This window comes from Rhodoferax sp. LS1P39 (assembly GCF_056521425.1).
The window spans coordinates 1-16,132 of record NZ_JBWMAV010000018.1; the positions used below are offsets into that span (position 1 = coordinate 1).

The following is a 16,132-nucleotide window of genomic DNA, read 5'->3' on the forward strand; positions in this document are numbered from 1 at the left end:
CGGGGTCCCCCTCTGCCAGCGCCGAGGAGCGCAGCTTTGGGCGGATCAGGGCTGGCGTCTGTTTGAGCGCAGCGAGTTTAGCCAGACCCCGCCCAAAGCGAGCACCGCAGGTTCCCGTAGCGCAAGCGGAGGGCGCAGGTAGTGGGGGGGGCCTTTTCTTTGGTGACTTTCTTTTGGCCACGCAAAAGAAAGTTACTGCCCTGCCGGGGGCACATCCCGGCCAGGGATCTCCGTTAACGCCAACCCGCCAATAAGGGTCAGAGCCCAAATGCGTGAAGCACTGCTCCCGACCCGCAAAACCCCGGCGCGCAATTGGGATCTGACCCTTATTGGCTAACGCCGCTAATAGGGTTCTGACCCCTATTATTTCTGTCATGGCTGCAGCAGCCCCAGGGTGTCCACCGCCACACGCCCTTGCCGGATCACGGTGCGGGGCGTTTGGTGGGCCAGCCAGTAGACCAGCTCGGCGGGGTCGTGCAGATTCCACAGGACGATGTTGGCAGGCCGCCCCACCGCCAGCACGCCGTGCGTGTCTTGCAGGCCCAGCGCACGGGCCGCGTGGGTGGTGATGCCGGCAAACGCCTCGGGCACGGTCAGGCGGAACAGGGTGCAGGCCATGTTGGCCATCAGCAGCAGGCTCAGGGTGGGGGAGGTGCCGGGGTTGTGGTCGGTGGACACGGCCATGGGGACCCCGGCGGCGCGCAGGGCGGCAATGGGGGGCAGGTGCGTGTCGCGCAGCGTGTAGTACGCGCCGGGCAGCAGCACCGCCACCGTGCCGGATACGCGCATGGCCTCGATACCGGCGGCAGACAGGTGCTCGATGTGGTCGTTGGATAAAGCGCCGTACCGTGCCGCCAGGGCCGAACCGCCCATGTCCGAAAGCTGCTCTGCATGCAGCTTCACCGGCAGGCCCAAGCGCTGCGCGGCCAGGAACACCTGCTCGGTCTCGGCCAGCGAGAAGCCGATGCGCTCGCAGAACACGTCCACCGCGTCCACCAGCCTCTCGGCGGCCAGCGCGGGCAGCATCTCGTTGCAAACGAGGTGGATGTAGTCCTGGCTGCGCCCCGCGTACTCGGGCGGCAAGGCGTGCGCGCCGAGGAAGGTGGTGCGCACCGCCACGCCAAAGTCCTCGCCCAGGCGGCGGGCCACGCGCAACTGTTTGCGCTCGTGTTCCAGCGCCAGACCGTAGCCGGATTTGATCTCGATGGCGCACACGCCCTCATTCAGCAACTGCTGCAGGCGGGGGGCCGACTGGGCGTACAAGTCGTCTTCGCTGGCGGCGCGGGTCGCCAATACGCTGGAGACGATGCCGCCACCGGCTTTCGCCACTTCTTCATAACTTGCGCCCGCCAGCCGCATGGCAAATTCATTCGCCCGCTGGCCGCCGTAGACCAGGTGGGTGTGGCAATCGACCAGGCCCGGCGTGGCCAGCGCGTTGCGGGCATCCATGCGGGGCAGGGCTTGCAGGCTGGTGGGCAGGGCCGCGATGTCGCCCATCCACACGATCTGGCCGTGCTGCACCGCCAGCGCGTTGGCCGTGCCGCCGTCGGCCAGCCGCAGGTTGTGCCAGATGCCGTCGGCAGAAGGGAGGTGTTGCATGGTGTGTGCTATCAAATAATGAGCTGCTTGTGCTAGTGGAATAAGCGCTAGCGGCCTATTGGACTTAAATTTACCGCAACCAGCATGGCACCGTCTGTCTGCGGTGTGGCCTTCAACCGCGCAGGTGCATCCCACCACAGGCCATGGCCGGACGCGCATTGGAAATCATCCAGCAACCACGCACCGCGCACCGCCAGCAGCAGGCCGCAGTCGGCGGAAATGTCTTCCATCGCAGTCAGCACCCGCACCTCGGCCCGCACCCGCCCGCGCCGCACCATCACATTGAAGTCGGTCGATGCGCCGCCCAGCAGTTCGCAGCCTAGCGCCACGTCGCCCGGGAAAACGAACGGCACGCCGGGCGTGTCCAGCCGGTGGTCTATGCCGCCGCCGAACAACCGCACACCCGCGCCGTCCAGCAGCATGATCACGCGGTCCACTCCGGGAAAGGCCGAGAACGGACCGGCGGCGGCGATGGTGGCGATGCTCACGCGCCAGTCGAAGCTATCCATGCCCGCGCCGGGCGGCTGGCAGACGATCTCGCGCGTGGTGCCGCCGCCGTTCTTCCACGGCGTGGCAGGCAGGGCGGCGGTGTCGAAGCGGTGGATCATGCGAAAGGGGTGCGCAGCAGGTGGGCGGCTTGCGCAATATCGGGGGCCAAGAAACGGTCGGCATCGAAAGACGGCACGTGCTGGCGTAGCAGTTGCCAGGCGCGGCCCGTACCTTCTCCGAAACGTTGGTCTTTCAAAAACTCCAGCGCCTGGGCGGCCAGCAGGTACTCGATGGCCAGAATCTGCGTGAGGTTCTCTAGCGACTTTTGCAGGTCCAGCGCGGCGGTGGTGCCCAGGCTGAGGTGGTCTTCCTGCCCGCCGGAGGTGACGAAGTTGTCCACCACCACCGGCTGGGCGAGGCGGCGGTTTTCACCGACCAGCGAGGCGGCGGTGTACTGCGCAATCATCAGGCCCGAGTTCACGCCCGGCTCGGCCACCAGAAACGCGGGCAGGCCACTGAGAACAGGGTTCACCAGCCGGTCCAGCCGCCGCTCGGCCACGCCGCCCAGTTCGGCCGCGGCGATGCGCAGCAGGTCGCAGGCCATGGCCACCGACTCGCCGTGGGGGTTGGCTTGCGACATCACGCGGTAAGCCTCGGGCGTGCCCAGCAGCAGCGGGTTGTCGGTGGCGGAGTTCAACTCGGTTTCGATCTGCCGCGCGGCGTGGGCGATCTGGTCGCGGCAGGCCCCGTGGATCTGCGGCATGGAGCGCAGGCTCAAAGCGTCTTGCGTGCGGATACAGAGGCTGTTGGCGATCACCTCGCTGCCCGCCAGCAGGCTGCGCAAACGCTGGCCTACCTGCTGCATGCCGGGGTGGGGTTTGAGCGCCAGGATGTCGGCATCGAATGCGGCAATTTGCCCCTTCAGGGCTTCAAAACTCATCGCCCCGGTCACGTCGGCCCAGTCGGCCAGGCGCTCCATGTCGGCCAAGGCCAGTGCGGCCAGGCCGGTCATGCAGGGCGTGCCGTTGACCAGGCACAGGCCGTCCTTCGCGCCCAGCACCAGGGGCTGCAGGCCGTTGGCGGCCAATGCTTCCGATGCGGGCAGGGTGCGGCCCTGCCAGCGCACATCGCCCACGCCCAGCAGCGCCACGCTGATGTGGGCCATGTGGGTGAGGTAGCCCACCGAACCCTGCGAGGGTACGCAGGGGGTGATGTGTAGATTCAATAGCGCCTGCAAGCCTTCCACCACCTTGGGCTGCAGGCCCGAATAGCCCTGGCAGAAGTTGGCCAGCGCCGCCACCAGGATGGCGCGGGTTTGCGCTTCGCTCAACAGCGGGCCGACCCCGCAGGCGTGGCTGAGCAGCGTGTTGCGGGATAGCTGGGCCAGTTGCTCGCCGTGCAACAGCACCTGGCTCAAGGCCCCCAGCCCGGTGCTGATGCCGTAGGCCCGCTCGCCGCTGGCCACGATGCGCCGCACGATGGCCTGGGCGTTGGCGATGCGGGCCCAGGCGGCTTTGGAAATCTCCAGCCGCACGCCATCGCGGGCCACGGCGACCAGGTCGCGGTGGGTGAGGGGGGCTTCGCCTAGAACTATGGTGGCGGGTGGCTGCCCGCCCCCACCCCGGCCCTCCCCCGTGGGGGGAGGGGGTGATGCGGTGCCCGGTTTTGCTCCCTCCCCTTCCGGGGGAGGGTTGGGGTGGGGGCAGGTATGTGGCATTGAATTTAAATAAAAAGTGCCGCCAGCGCTTATGGAATGGGCGAGAGCAGCTACCTAAAGAATAGCAAACGCTTATTTCACCATCGGCAGGTTCAAACCCTGCTTCTTGGCCGTGGCAATCGCAATCTCGTAGCCCGCGTCGGCGTGGCGCATCACGCCGCTGCCGCTGTCGTTGACCAGCACGCGGGCCAGGCGCTCGGCGGCGGCATCCGTGCCGTCGGCCACGATGACCATGCCCGAGTGCTGCGAGTAGCCCATGCCCACCCCGCCGCCGTGGTGCAGGCTGACCCAGCTGGCACCGCCTGCAGTGTTGAGCAGGGCATTGAGCAGCGGCCAGTCGCTGACGGCATCGGTGCCGTCCATCATCGATTCGGTTTCGCGGTTCGGGCTGGCTACCGAGCCGGTGTCCAGGTGGTCGCGGCCAATCACGATGGGGGCTTTAAGTTCGCCGTTTCTCACCATTTCGTTGAAGGCCAGCCCTGCGATGTGGCGCTCACCCAGGCCCAGCCAGCAGATGCGCGCGGGCAGGCCCTGGAAGGCGATGCGTTCGCGGGCCATGTCCAGCCAGCGGTGGGTGTGGTGGTTGTCGGGGAAGAGTTCCTTGATCTTGGCATCGGTCTTGAAGATGTCTTCCGGGTCGCCCGACAAGGCCACCCAGCGGAACGGTCCCTTGCCCTCGCAGAACATGGGGCGGATGTAGGCGGGCACAAAGCCGGGGAAGTCGAAGGCGTTTTTGACACCCGTGTCAAAGGCCACCTGGCGGATGTTGTTGCCGTAGTCCACCGTGGGGATGCCCATGGCCTGGAAGTCCAGCATGGCCTGCACGTGCACGGCGCAGCCTTGGGCGGCGGCGGCGGTCAGCGCGGCGTGCTGGGCCGGGTCTTTTTGCGCGGCCTTCCAGTCGGCCACGCTCCAGCCTGCGGGCAGGTAGCCGTTGACCAGGTCGTGGGCCGAGGTTTGGTCGGTCACCAAATCGGGGCGGATGCTGCCTGCCTTGGCGCGGCGCACCAGCTCCGGCAGCACCTCGGCGGCGTTGCCCAGCAAGGCGATGGACACGGCTTCCTTGGCGGCGCAGTGCTGCGCGATGAGCTCCAGTGCATGGTCGATGTCGCGGACCTGCTTGTCCACGTAGCGGGTGCGCAGGCGGAAGTCGATGCTGCTTTGCTGGCACTCGATGTTCAGCGACACGGCTCCGGCCAGCGTGGCGGCCAGCGGTTGCGCGCCGCCCATGCCGCCTAGGCCTGCGGTCAAGATCCACTTACCGGCCCAGTCGTTGTTGTAGTGCTGTTTACCGGCTTCGACAAAGGTCTCGAAGGTGCCTTGCACGATGCCCTGGCTGCCGATGTAGATCCAGCTGCCTGCCGTCATCTGGCCATACATGAACAGGCCTTTGCGGTCCAGTTCGTGGAAATGCTCCCAGTTGGCCCACTGGGGCACCAGGTTGGAGTTGGCGATCAGCACGCGCGGGGCGTTGGCTTGGGTTTTGAACACGCCGACCGGTTTGCCGGACTGGATCAGCAGGGTCTCATCTTCGTTCAGCTCTTTGAGCGAGGCCAGGATCTGGTCAAAGCAGGCCCAGTTGCGGGCGGCGCGGCCAATGCCGCCGTAGACCACCAGGTTTTTCGGGTCCTCGGCCACCTCGGCATCAAGGTTGTTTTGCAGCATGCGGTAGGCCGCCTCGGCAATCCAGTTTTTGCAGGTCAGCGTGCTGCCACGGGGGGCGCGGATGACGCGGCTGGCATCGAAGCGGGGGTCTTGCAGGGAGGTGGTCATGGCGGCAATTCCTAATTAAAAAGGGGCACTAGGGCGGTGGTGCGGCAATTTTAAATAACTTGTCTAATCCTGTATATACAGCTTGCGCAAAAAAAGGAGAAATCTCCTTTTCAGCTGGTCACGGCATTCCCATCGGTGCGGAAACGGCTGCCCAGGCGGTAGCGTGCGCCGGGGTGCAGGCAGCGCACCAGGGTGATGGGGACATCGCGCATCCAGGTGCGGCGGGTCAGCAGCAGGCAGGGCTGGTGGGCATCCATTTGCAGCAGGGCGGCCTGGTCGGCGCTGGGCAGCACGGCGTCCACCACGTGCTCCATCTGGTCGAACAACACGGTGCGCACCAGGTAGTCCGACGGTTGCTCCTGGCTGAAGTCCTGGTTGCCAAACTCGGGGGCCATGCGCGGGTTGACGAAGCGGTCTTCGAGCTGCATGGCCACGCCGTCTTCCAGGTGCACGCACACCGTGTGGAACACCGATTCACCGGTGTGCAGGCCCAGTGCAGAGGCTACCTCCAGGGTGGCCGAGATGCGCTCGATGGTGACCATGAGGCACTGGTAGTCGTGGCCGCGGCGGCGGATGTCGTCGGCCAGGCGGGCGATCTGCAGCAGGTTGGCCTGGGGTTTGTCGTCGGCCACAAAGCTGCCCACCCCGGCCACGCGGCGGATGCGGCCCTGCTCCTGCAGCTCGCGCAGCGCGCGGTTCACGGTCATGCGCGACATGCCGAACTGCAGCACCAGGTCGTTTTCGGACGGCAGGCGGTCGCCGGGGGACCAGGTGCCGTCCTGGATCTTGCCCGCCACAAAGTCTTTGATGTGCTGGTAGCGCACCATGGGCGGCGTGGAAGCGGCGGAGGGGGAAGAAGCGGTGCGTTTTGCGGGCATGGGACTACGATAACAGGGCAGGGCGTTGCTTCAGTGGTCCGCTGCCATGGATTCGGCGCGGATCTCTTCGGTGAGCCGGGCCTTGAGCTGCATGAACGCAGGCGTGGTTTTCAGCGTGTAGTGGCGCGGGTGTGGCAGGTCCACCGCGATGTCGGATTTGATGCGGCCTGGCCGGGCGCTGAACACCGCTACCCGGTTGGCCATGAAAATGGCTTCATCGATGTCGTGGGTGACGAACAGCACGGTCTTGCGCTCCCCTTCCATGCCTTCCCAAATGCCCAACAGCAGCTCCTGCATCAGCACCCGGGTCTGGTTGTCGAGTGCGCCAAAGGGCTCGTCGAGCAGCAGGATCTTCGGGTCGTTAGCCAGGGCGCGGGCAATCGCGGTGCGCTGCTGCATGCCGCCCGAGAGCTGTTTGGGAAAGTGGTTTTCAAACCCGCGCAGGCCCACCTTGGCGATGAAAAAATCGCTACGTTCCTTTTGCTGCGCCTCGGGCAGGCCGCGTTCGCGCAGGCCAAAGCGGATGTTTTGCGCCACCGTGAGCCAGGGGAAGAGGGTGTAGCTCTGGAACACCATGCCCCGGTCGGCCCCGGGGCCGACCACCGGCGCGCCGTCCAGCAGCACCTGGCCGGTGCTAGGCCGCTCCAGCCCCGCCACGATACGCAGCAGGGTGGACTTGCCGCAGCCCGAGGGGCCGAGGATGGTGACGAAATCGTTGGTTTGCACCGCAAAGTCAATGGGCTGCAAGGCCTGGGTGCGCTGGCCGTTCGGGGACTCGAACACGCGGGACACGCCCTGGATGGAAAGCTGGTTCAAAGCACGCTCCAGGCAAACAGGCGGCGGTTCAGCGACTTGAATGCGAAGTCCGACACCAGGCCAATCAGCCCGATCACGATGATGCCGAAGATGATTTGCCCGGTGTTGAGCAGCGCCTGGCTGTCGGTGATCATGTGGCCGATGCCGCTGCTGGATCCGATCAGCTCGGCCACGATCACATAGGTCCAGGCCCAGCCCAGCACCAGCCGCAGCGTCTCGGCAATGCCGGGGGCGGCACCCGGTATCAAGACGCGGGTGATGATGCCGCGGTGGCCCGCGCCCAGGGTGTAGGCGGCTTCCACCAGGTCGCGCCGGGCCCCGCCCACGGTCACGGCCACCATCAGCACCAGCTGGAAGAAGGAGCCGATGAAGATCACCAGCAGCTTTTGCGCCTCGCCAATGCCCGCCCACAGGATCAGCAGCGGGATGAAGGCCGATGCGGGCAGGTAGCGGCAGAACGACACAAAAGGTTCAAAAAACGCCTCCACACCCTTGTACGTGCCCATGGCAATGCCCAGCGGCACGGCCAGCACGGCGGCCAGCGCAAAGCCGCCCAGCACCCGCCACACCGTCATGCCGATGTCGAAGGCAAAGTTGTACTCGGTAAACAGCAGCCAGCCCTCGCGCACCATGGTTACCGGGCTGGCCAAAAACGTGGGCGACACATAGCCGCCCAGCGTAAAGCCCGCCCAGGTGGCCGCAAACAGCACAAAAAACGCCAGCCCCAGTTGCCAGCGCGCGCGGGCGCTGACGGGTTCCAGCGGGGCCATCCTCCTGTTTTTACTTGATGAAGCTGGCATCGAACGTGGCAGCCAGGTTGTCGGGGGCTTTGCGGATTACGCCGGAGGCGAGCAGGATTTTTTCGGCCTCTTGCATGAAGGCGGTGATTTCCCCGGCAAAAAACTTCTGGTTCGCGGCCTTGTCTTGCCAGCGCAAAAACGCGGCCGATTTGGCGAACTGCTCGCCGGTTTGCTTCACCGCCGAGCCCATCAGCTCGTTGGATTTGGCCGGGTCGGCCTTGATCATGGCCAGCGCGTCAAAGTAGGCATCGGTCAGGGCCTGGGCCGCGGCCGGGTTGGCCTTGAGCCAGGTGGGTGCGCAGCCCATGGTGTCCATCACCATCGGGTAGTCCAGCGTGGTGGCCAAAATCTTGCCTGCCGCCGGGTTGTCGCGCACCGAAGACAAATACGGCTCGTAGCTCATGGCCGCATCGTTCTGCCCAGCCACAAAGGCCTGGGCGGCGGCCTGCGGCGACATGGTGGTGGTTTTCACGTCTTTCAACGTCATGCCGTTCTTGGCCAGCATCCAGGCCAGGCCAAAGTAGGGCGCGGTGCCGGGTGCGTCCACGCTGATGGTCTTGCCCTTGAGGTCGGCAAAGCTTTTGATGTCGTTGCGTACCGCGATGCCGTCGGCCCCATACGACTTGTCGAGCTGGAAGATCTGCACGATGGGCACGCCGTTGGCGTTCCAGGCCACATGGGTTTCCACCGTGGTGGCCGCGCACTGGATGGCCCCGGAGGCCAGCGCCAGGTGCCGGTCTTTTTGCGGGATGAACTTGATCTCCACATCCAGCCCGCGCTTCTTGAAAATGCCTGCCTTGTCGGCCAGCGACAGCGGTGCAAACCCGGTCCAGCCCGACATGCCCAGCACCAGCTTGGTGTCTTGCGCCTGCGCAGCGGTAGCCAGGCCCGCGCCCAGGGCACACACCAACATCCATTTTTTGGCAAAAATCAACATGCAAAGCTCCTGTGGGGTAGAAGAAACACTCCCTGCGAGGCCCGATTCTTGGTCGGCCCGCGCAGCCTGTGTAGACAGGTTTACCACTAGCAACATCGGGGCCAGGCGGTAGATGGTGTTTGCTCTATTTTTAGGAGCTGCTTATGTCCATGGAATGGGCGGTAGGGGCTGATCTCTTTGTGATTTCAGACGGTACTTGCGGACGGAGGAAATTTGGCCATCAACCACTTCAGCACTTCGCGTTGGTCGGATGCCGTGGCGCGCCGGACTTGGACCAGCAGCTTTTGCAAATCGGGCCGTGTCAGTGTGGCGTTGGACGCGCCCTCGTTGCACACCGAGCAGATGGCGCGCAGGTTGGACGGGTCGTCGGTGCCACCCATGCTTTTATCGATAGTGTGGCCCAGGTGCAGGCGCGTCTTGCGGGTGGTGTCGTAGGGGTGGGTTTCGCCCGCCACGGCACCGCACATCTGGCAGGTGAACCCATTGCGATCCAGCACAAAGGCGCGGGTTTCCTTGGAGATGGCGCGGGCGAAGGCAGGCTGGGGCTTGGCCGATTCCAGCAGATACTGGCCGGGTTTCAGGTTGCTGCGGTCGTTGTGTGTGAGGATCAAATAACCCTCTTCGGTGCGCAGCTCGCGCACCCGGCGGGCCCATTCCGATTGGTTGTCGGCCACCGTCCGCAGCTCGTCGCTGTCCATGACGCGGCCCAGGTTGTTTAAGAAGTGGGCGCGCAATTTGCCACGGGCACCGCCCCGGGGAATGTTTTGGGTGGCCATGTTCAAGCGCGTTTGAGTTTGGGTTTGGCGGCGGCATTCAGGGCCAGCCGGATCTGCTCGCCTACGGCGCAGGCCACTGGGGGTGGAAAGGCATTGCCGATTTGCCGGTAGGCGGCGGTTTTTTTGCCGCTGAATTCCCAGTGGTCGGGAAACCCCTGGATGCGTGCTGCCATGCGTACCGTCAAGCGGGGCATGCCCACAAAGTCGGGGGCGGGCGGTGCGTTGGCGATGCCCATACCGTCCACACCCAGCAGGCCCCAGGCTTTTTTGGAGCGTGTGGGGCCCAGGTCGGGGCCGCCGTGTTTTTTGCTGCCACCCACCAGGGTGGGGCCGATGCCGTTGGCTTGGGCTTGCCATTGCTCGGCGCCCAGCCAGCCGTCGGCCTGCATCAGGTCGCGCAGGGCTTCGCCCACGGTAGGGGGGCGCTCAGGCAGCGCCTCGGGCCACTGGAAATGGGCAGACGCTTCTTTTTTGAGCCCCACCAGAACCACCCGGGGGCGCAGTTGCGGCACACCAAAATCACTGGCGTTGAGCAGTCGCCATTCGGCGCAGTAGCCCAGCTTGTGCAAATCCTGGATGATTTTTTCGCGGTAGGTGGCAAACACCGGGTCGAGCAGGCCGCGCACGTTTTCCAGCATGACGGCCTCGGGCCGACACTCGGACACCAGCCGGATGGCTTGCGGGAACAGATCGCGCTCGTCGTCTACGCCCAGCTGCTTGCCGGCCTTGGAAAACGGTGGGCATGGCACCCCACCAGCCAGCAGCGCAACGCCGCGCCAGGCGTCCGCGCTGTAGTGGTGCACATCGCCTTCGACCACATTCCATTGCGGACGGTTGAAGCGCAGGGTTTGGCAGGCCGGGGGCTCCATCTCCACCAGGCTGACGTGGTCGAAGCCGGCTTGCTCCAGCCCTAGTGCTTGGCCGCCTGCACCGGCACAGATTTCGATTGAATTGAGCGACACCGCGTTTCCTTGTTTAAAACCACTGTTTAAGTGTACAGTTTTATGCTGTTCCCAACAAACTCCGCGCCACCGCCTCGGCCACCTTGATGCCATCGACCCCCGCCGACAAAATGCCGCCCGCGTAGCTGGCACCTTCGCCCGCCGGGTACAGGCCGCGCACCGTCAGGCTTTGGAAGTCTTCGCCGCGGGTCATCTTGATGGGCGAGGAGGTGCGGGTTTCCACGCCGGTGAGTACGGCATCGTGCAGGTCAAAACCTTTGATCTTGCGGCCAAAGGCGGGCAGGGCCTCGCGGATGGCCTCGATGGCGTAGCCGGGCAGGGCGCCGTGCAGGTCGCCCAGTTTTACGCCGGGTTTGTACGACGGCTCCACGCTGCCGAGCTGGGTGGAGGCGCGCCCGGCGATGAAGTCGCCCACCAACTGGCCGGGGGCCTCAAAGCTGCTGCCGCCCAGCACGTAGGCGTGCGATTCGAGCTTGCGCTGCAGGTCAATGCCGGCCAGCGCGTGGGTGCCGGGGAAGTCTTCGGGGGTGATGCCCACCACAATGCCCGCGTTGGCGTTGCGCTCGTTGCGCGAGTACTGGCTCATGCCGTTGGTGACCACGCGGCCCGGCTCGCTGGTGGCGGCCACCACGGTGCCGCCGGGGCACATGCAAAAGCTGTAGACGGCGCGGCCATTGCTGGCGTGGTGCACCAGCTTGTAGTCCGCTGCGCCCAGCAGCGGGTGGCCTGCGTGGCGGCCCCAGCGGGCGCGGTCGATCAGGCTTTGCGGGTGTTCGATGCGGAAACCGATGGAAAACGGCTTGGCCTCCACGTACACGCCGCGCGCATGCAGCATGGCGAAGGTATCGCGGGAGCTGTGGCCCAGGGCCAGCACCACGTGGTCGGCGCGCAGCTCAGTGGTTTCGCCGGTGGCCTGGTTCAGCACGGTCAGGCCGCGCATCTTGCCGTCCACAATGTCCACGTCGGTCACGCGCTGCTCAAACCGCACTTCGCCGCCCAGCGCGATGATTTGCTCGCGCAGATGCTCCACCACCTTGACCAGCTTGAAGGTGCCGATGTGCGGGTGCGCAGCCACCAGGATTTCTTCGGGCGCACCGGCTTTCACAAACTCGTGCATCACCTTGCGGCCCAGAAAACGCGGATCCTTGATCTGGCTGTACAGCTTGCCGTCGGAGAAGGTGCCTGCGCCGCCTTCGCCAAACTGCACATTGCTCTCGGGCTTGAGCACGTTTTTGCGCCACAGGCCCCAGGTGTCTTGCGTGCGCTGGCGCACCGTGGTGCCGCGCTCCAGCACGATGGGTTTGAAGCCCATTTGCGCCAGCACCAGCGCCGCGAAGATGCCGCAGGGGCCGAAGCCCACCACCACCGGGCGGATGGCGAGACCAGCGGGGGCTGTGCCCACGGGGACGTAAGCCATATCGGGGCTGGGGCGCAGGTGCGGGTTGTCGGGGTGTTGGCGCAGCAGCTCGGCCTCTTGGGCGGCACTGTGCAGTGCCACATCCACGATGTAGACCGTCAGCAGCTCCGCCTTGCGGGCATCGAAGCTGCGTTTGAAGATGCTGAAGTGCGCAATCTGCGCGGGGGCCAGGCCCAGGGTATGGGCGACCAGGGCGGGCAGCGCCTCTTCGGCGTGGCCGAGCGGGAGTTTGAGTTCGGAGATGCGGATCATGGGGGTAGCCGGGTGGCTTGTAGTTATCAAGCAGGGGAGAGGATTTTAGGATGCGGCGCTGGGTCGGCAAATATCCTCCAAATGGGGGATGAATGCGGTCGGGCCTTGTCACTCACTTGGATCCGAATTGCTATGGTATTTGGGTAAAAAATTGATAGCTGCCTGTGCTCTATCTATCAGCACAGAGGCCATTTTCAGGATCTGAAAAATAGCCTAAAAATACAAAATTGTATGGAAACCCGGTCATTCTGTGTTTGCGTTACATCATCGACACACTGAATTTTTAGAGGTGGATGTATACGACACTGCGGTTTCCATTTATTTTTAAGGCAGGGTCTATGCGTAGTTTGGCTTGTGCGGGCGTGGTGGGTCTGGTGGTGTTGGCGGGTTGTGGAGGCGGCGGAGGCGGTGGCGGCACCAGTGTGGCCCCGGTCGCGTCGGGCTACCCCGGCAACCCGGCCAGTTGCGAGGTGGCGGGCCAGCGGGCCTGGCTGCGCGACTACATGACCGACGCGTATTTCTGGTACGACAAGCAGGGCGTGCCCAACGCGGCGGCCACCAGCATGGACGCGTACTTCGATTCGCTGCTGTACCAGCCCACCGACCGCTACAGCTACAGCCAGACCACGGCCAGCGCCAACCAGTTTTACGTGGACGGCACCCGCACCGGCTATGGCTATGCGCTGGACTGGCTGGATGCCGCCCGCACCACCTTGGCGGTCCGGCTGGTGGAGCCGCTGAGCCCGGTGGGCCAGGCGGGTTTGCAGCGCGGCGACCGCATCGTTAGCATCAACGGACAAAGCTCGGCCGACATCGCCAACGGCGGGCTGACCGCCGTAGACACTACTGGCGTGGCACGCACATTCGTGGTGCGCAACGCCGCGGGCACCCAGCGCAGCTTCACCGTGCAGTCGGCCACCTATGCGCTCACCCCCGTCAACACCGTGGCGGTACTCACCGCCCCCAACGGTGCCCCAACCGGGTATTTGATGTACCAGGAGTTCATTGCTTCCGGGGCCACCGCCATGGGCGCGGCGTTTGACCGCTTCCGGGCCGCAGGCATCACCGAGCTGGTGCTCGACCTGCGCTACAACGGCGGTGGCAGCACCCAGCAGGCGCGCTACCTGGCGGGCCTGATCGCAGGGTCGGCACAGATCGGCAAGGTGTTTGCCCAGTTCCAGTTCAACGCCAAAAACACCGCCAGCAACTTCAGCCAGAACTTTGTGGGCACCAGCGCGGGCCTGCCGACTGCGCCGCTGGACAACCTGGCGCGGGTGATCGTCATCACCTCGCCCAACACCGCGTCGGCCAGCGAACTGGTGATCAACGCCCTGCGGCCCTATAAAACGGTGGTCACCATCGGCGACACCACCTACGGCAAACCCTACGCGTTCCTGCCCGAAGATGCCTGCGGCACCACCTACAACGCGGTGAATATCGTGGTGGCCAACGCCAACAATTTCTCGGACTTCAGCGCCGGGTTCGCGCCCACCTGCGCTGTGGCCGACGACCTGGACCACCCACTGGGCGACCCGGCCGAGTCGCGTACCGCTGCCGCCCTGGGCTTTATCCAGAGCGGCAGTTGCCCGCCGCGGGCCAGCGTTGCCAAGAGCCTGGCGGGCACGCCCTCGCGGGGCTTTGGCGATATCAGCCCGCCGCAGATGCGCGTGGATTGACGGGGCAGGCTTGCGTGAAAATACGGCTTTTCGCATTGCCGTTTTACTTTCACCATGACGAAGACACATCCGCCCACGATGGCGCTGACTGCCGGATCGGGCCCGCTGCGCATGCAGTTTGTGCCCCGCGCTGCGGCCCCGCCCGGGGCCAACCTGGCCGCCATGGTGTTTGGCAGTGGCAAACCAGCCCCGGCGGTGGCCCACACCCCCGCGTTGCAGATGGCCGCCCCGCCGCTGGGCGACAGCGGCAGCAGCGGCGATGTCCTGGAGCTGTGGCACACCGACCAGCCGGTGCGCACCGGCACCCAGGGCCTGCTGCATTACGCGCTGACCGATGGCGTGCTGTTTGGCGCGATCTGCGTCCCGCAGACCGACGATGGCCAGGCCCCGCAAACCCCGCCTCTGTTGCAACAGGTGTCCGAGCAGGTGTACCTGGCGGTGTTTGCGGCGCTGGAATCGCTGGGCTACCCGCACCTGCTGCGGGTGTGGAACTACCTGTCTGATATCAACGCCGAGACCGGCGGCATGGAGCGTTACCTGCAGTTCAACATTGGTCGGCAAGACGCGTTCCGGGCCAAGGGCCAGCCCTTTCTGGCCAATGCCCCGGCAGCCTGTGCGTTGGGTACGCACAGCGGCGGGCTGCAGGTGTATTTTTTGGCCGCCAAAGTCGCACCGCTGGCCATCGAAAACCCGCGCCAGGTGAGCGCCTACTACTACCCCGGCCAGTATGGGCCACGCACGCCTTCGTTTTCACGCGCAGCGCTGGCCCGGTTGCCGGGCCAGCGCTGGCTGTTCATCAGCGGCACGGCCAGCATCGTGGGCCACCAAAGCCTGCATGTGGGCGATGTGGCGGCGCAAAGCCATGAAACGCTGCGCAACATCCAGGCCCTGATCGACCAGGCCAATGGGGCCGAAGGCAGGCAGGCCTGGACCCTGGCCGATCTGCACTACAAGGTGTATGTGCGCCATGTCGCCGATCTGGCCGCCGTGCAGGCGGTGGTGGACGCGCAGTTGCCACCGGCTGCCGTGCGCATCTACCTGCAAGCCGACGTGTGCCGCGCCGAGCTGCTGATGGAGATCGACGCGACCGGCTGCCTGCCGAGTGAACGGGCGAATTAAGCGGGCAAAAACCCGTCCACCGACAGATAGCGCTCACCGGTGTCGTAGTTGAAGCCCAGCACCCGCGCGCCTGCGGGCAGCTCGGGCAGCTTCTGCGCAATCGCCACCAGCGTGGCACCGCTGGAGATGCCTACCAGCATGCCTTCTTCGCGGGCGCTGCGGCGGGCCATTTCGCGGGCTGGTTCGGCATCTACCTGGATCACGCCGTCCAGCAGCGATACGTCCAGGTTCTTGGGGATAAAGCCCGCGCCAATGCCCTGGATCGGGTGCGGAGCCGGGGCGCCGCCCGAAATCACTGGCGAGGCCGCGGGTTCCACCGCAAACACCTTCAAGTTGGGCCAGGCCGCCTTCAGCACCTGGGCGCAGCCGGTGATGTGGCCGCCGGTGCCCACGCCAGTGATCAGTGCGTCCAGCCCGTCGGGGAAGTCGGCCAGAATTTCCTGCGCCGTGGTGCGGGCGTGCACCGCGATATTGGCCGGGTTTTCGAACTGCTGCGGCATCCAGCTACCGGGCGTGGCCGCCACCAGCTCCTGCGCGCGGGCGATGGCGCCCTTCATGCCCTTTTCGCGCGGGGTCAGGTCGAAGGTCGCACCATAGGCCAGCATCAGGCGGCGGCGCTCGATGGACATGCTGTCGGGCATCACCAGCACCAGCTTGTAGCCCTTGACCGCCGCCACCACCGCCAGGCCCACGCCGGTATTGCCCGAGGTGGGCTCGATGATGGTGCCGCCGGGCTGCAGCACGCCGGATTTTTCTGCGTCCTCGATCATGGCCAACGCAATCCGGTCCTTGATGGAGCCGCCCGGGTTGCTGCGCTCGGACTTGATCCACACATTGGCCCCCGGCCCAAACAGCCGGTTGATGCGCACGTGCGGGGTGTTGCCGATGGTTTGCAGGATGTTTTCGGTTTTCATGGGTCTC

Annotated in this window: 14 protein-coding genes; 2 read left to right on the forward strand and 12 right to left on the reverse strand. The window is 65.3% G+C overall.

Going from position 1 to position 16,132, the window contains the following annotated elements; translation table 11 throughout:
* Positions 1–372 precede the first annotated feature (372 nt).
* The 11 genes from hutI to AC097O_RS21735 form a co-directional block, all read right to left on the reverse strand.
* Positions 373–1,599, reverse strand: coding sequence for an imidazolonepropionase (gene hutI, locus AC097O_RS21685; RefSeq protein WP_479595056.1), 1,227 nt, complete (start codon positions 1,597–1,599; stop codon positions 373–375).
* A 47-nt stretch (positions 1,600–1,646) separates the two neighbouring features.
* A complete protein-coding gene (locus tag AC097O_RS21690) occupies positions 1,647–2,207 on the reverse strand; it encodes a HutD/Ves family protein (RefSeq protein ID WP_479595057.1) in 561 nt (186 codons plus the stop codon).
* Complete coding sequence (gene hutH, locus AC097O_RS21695; RefSeq protein ID WP_479595126.1) at positions 2,204–3,682, reverse strand: histidine ammonia-lyase; 1,479 nt, start codon at positions 3,680–3,682, stop codon at positions 2,204–2,206. The genes AC097O_RS21690 and hutH overlap by 4 nt, the downstream gene beginning before the upstream one ends.
* Positions 3,683–3,877: 195 nt before the next feature.
* Positions 3,878–5,578, reverse strand: a complete 1,701-nt coding sequence (gene hutU, locus AC097O_RS21700) for a urocanate hydratase (protein WP_479595058.1) — start codon at positions 5,576–5,578, stop codon at positions 3,878–3,880.
* Positions 5,579–5,688: 110 nt separating this feature from the next.
* Entirely contained in the window at positions 5,689–6,456 is a 768-nt protein-coding gene (gene hutC / locus AC097O_RS21705) for a histidine utilization repressor (RefSeq protein ID WP_479595059.1), read from the reverse strand.
* A 30-nt stretch (positions 6,457–6,486) separates the two neighbouring features.
* Positions 6,487–7,272 carry an ABC transporter ATP-binding protein gene (locus AC097O_RS21710; RefSeq protein WP_479595060.1) on the reverse strand — a complete coding sequence of 262 codons (786 nt, stop codon included), beginning with the start codon at positions 7,270–7,272 and terminating at the stop codon, positions 6,487–6,489.
* Positions 7,269–8,072: an ABC transporter permease gene (locus AC097O_RS21715; protein ID WP_479595061.1), complete on the reverse strand. Its 804-nt coding sequence runs from the start codon at positions 8,070–8,072 to the stop codon at positions 7,269–7,271. The genes AC097O_RS21710 and AC097O_RS21715 overlap by 4 nt, the downstream gene beginning before the upstream one ends.
* Entirely contained in the window at positions 8,053–9,009 is a 957-nt protein-coding gene (locus tag AC097O_RS21720; protein ID WP_479595062.1) for an ABC transporter substrate-binding protein, read from the reverse strand. The genes AC097O_RS21715 and AC097O_RS21720 overlap by 20 nt, the downstream gene beginning before the upstream one ends.
* Before the next feature lie 185 nt (positions 9,010–9,194).
* The gene (locus tag AC097O_RS21725) at positions 9,195–9,785 is read right to left on the reverse strand and encodes an HNH endonuclease (RefSeq protein WP_479595063.1); all 591 of its coding nucleotides are present in this window, start codon (positions 9,783–9,785) and stop codon (positions 9,195–9,197) included.
* Positions 9,786–9,787: 2 nt separating this feature from the next.
* Positions 9,788–10,747 carry a DNA cytosine methyltransferase gene (locus AC097O_RS21730; RefSeq protein ID WP_479595064.1) on the reverse strand — a complete coding sequence of 320 codons (960 nt, stop codon included), beginning with the start codon at positions 10,745–10,747 and terminating at the stop codon, positions 9,788–9,790.
* Between the two features lie 40 nt (positions 10,748–10,787).
* The gene (locus tag AC097O_RS21735) at positions 10,788–12,416 is read right to left on the reverse strand and encodes an NAD(P)/FAD-dependent oxidoreductase (protein WP_479595065.1); all 1,629 of its coding nucleotides are present in this window, start codon (positions 12,414–12,416) and stop codon (positions 10,788–10,790) included.
* Between the two features lie 338 nt (positions 12,417–12,754).
* Between AC097O_RS21735 and AC097O_RS21740 the strand changes: the two genes are divergently transcribed.
* Together AC097O_RS21740 and AC097O_RS21745 are read left to right on the forward strand one after the other, a co-directional pair.
* Complete coding sequence (locus AC097O_RS21740; protein WP_479595066.1) at positions 12,755–14,092, forward strand: S41 family peptidase; 1,338 nt, start codon at positions 12,755–12,757, stop codon at positions 14,090–14,092.
* Positions 14,093–14,146: 54 nt separating this feature from the next.
* Positions 14,147–15,211, forward strand: a complete 1,065-nt coding sequence (locus tag AC097O_RS21745; RefSeq protein WP_479595067.1) for a chorismate transformation FkbO/Hyg5 family protein — start codon at positions 14,147–14,149, stop codon at positions 15,209–15,211.
* Here the strand turns inward: AC097O_RS21745 and cysK are convergent.
* Complete coding sequence (gene cysK / locus AC097O_RS21750; RefSeq protein WP_479595068.1) at positions 15,208–16,125, reverse strand: cysteine synthase A; 918 nt, start codon at positions 16,123–16,125, stop codon at positions 15,208–15,210. The genes AC097O_RS21745 and cysK overlap by 4 nt on opposite strands.
* Positions 16,126–16,132: the final 7 nt, after the last annotated feature.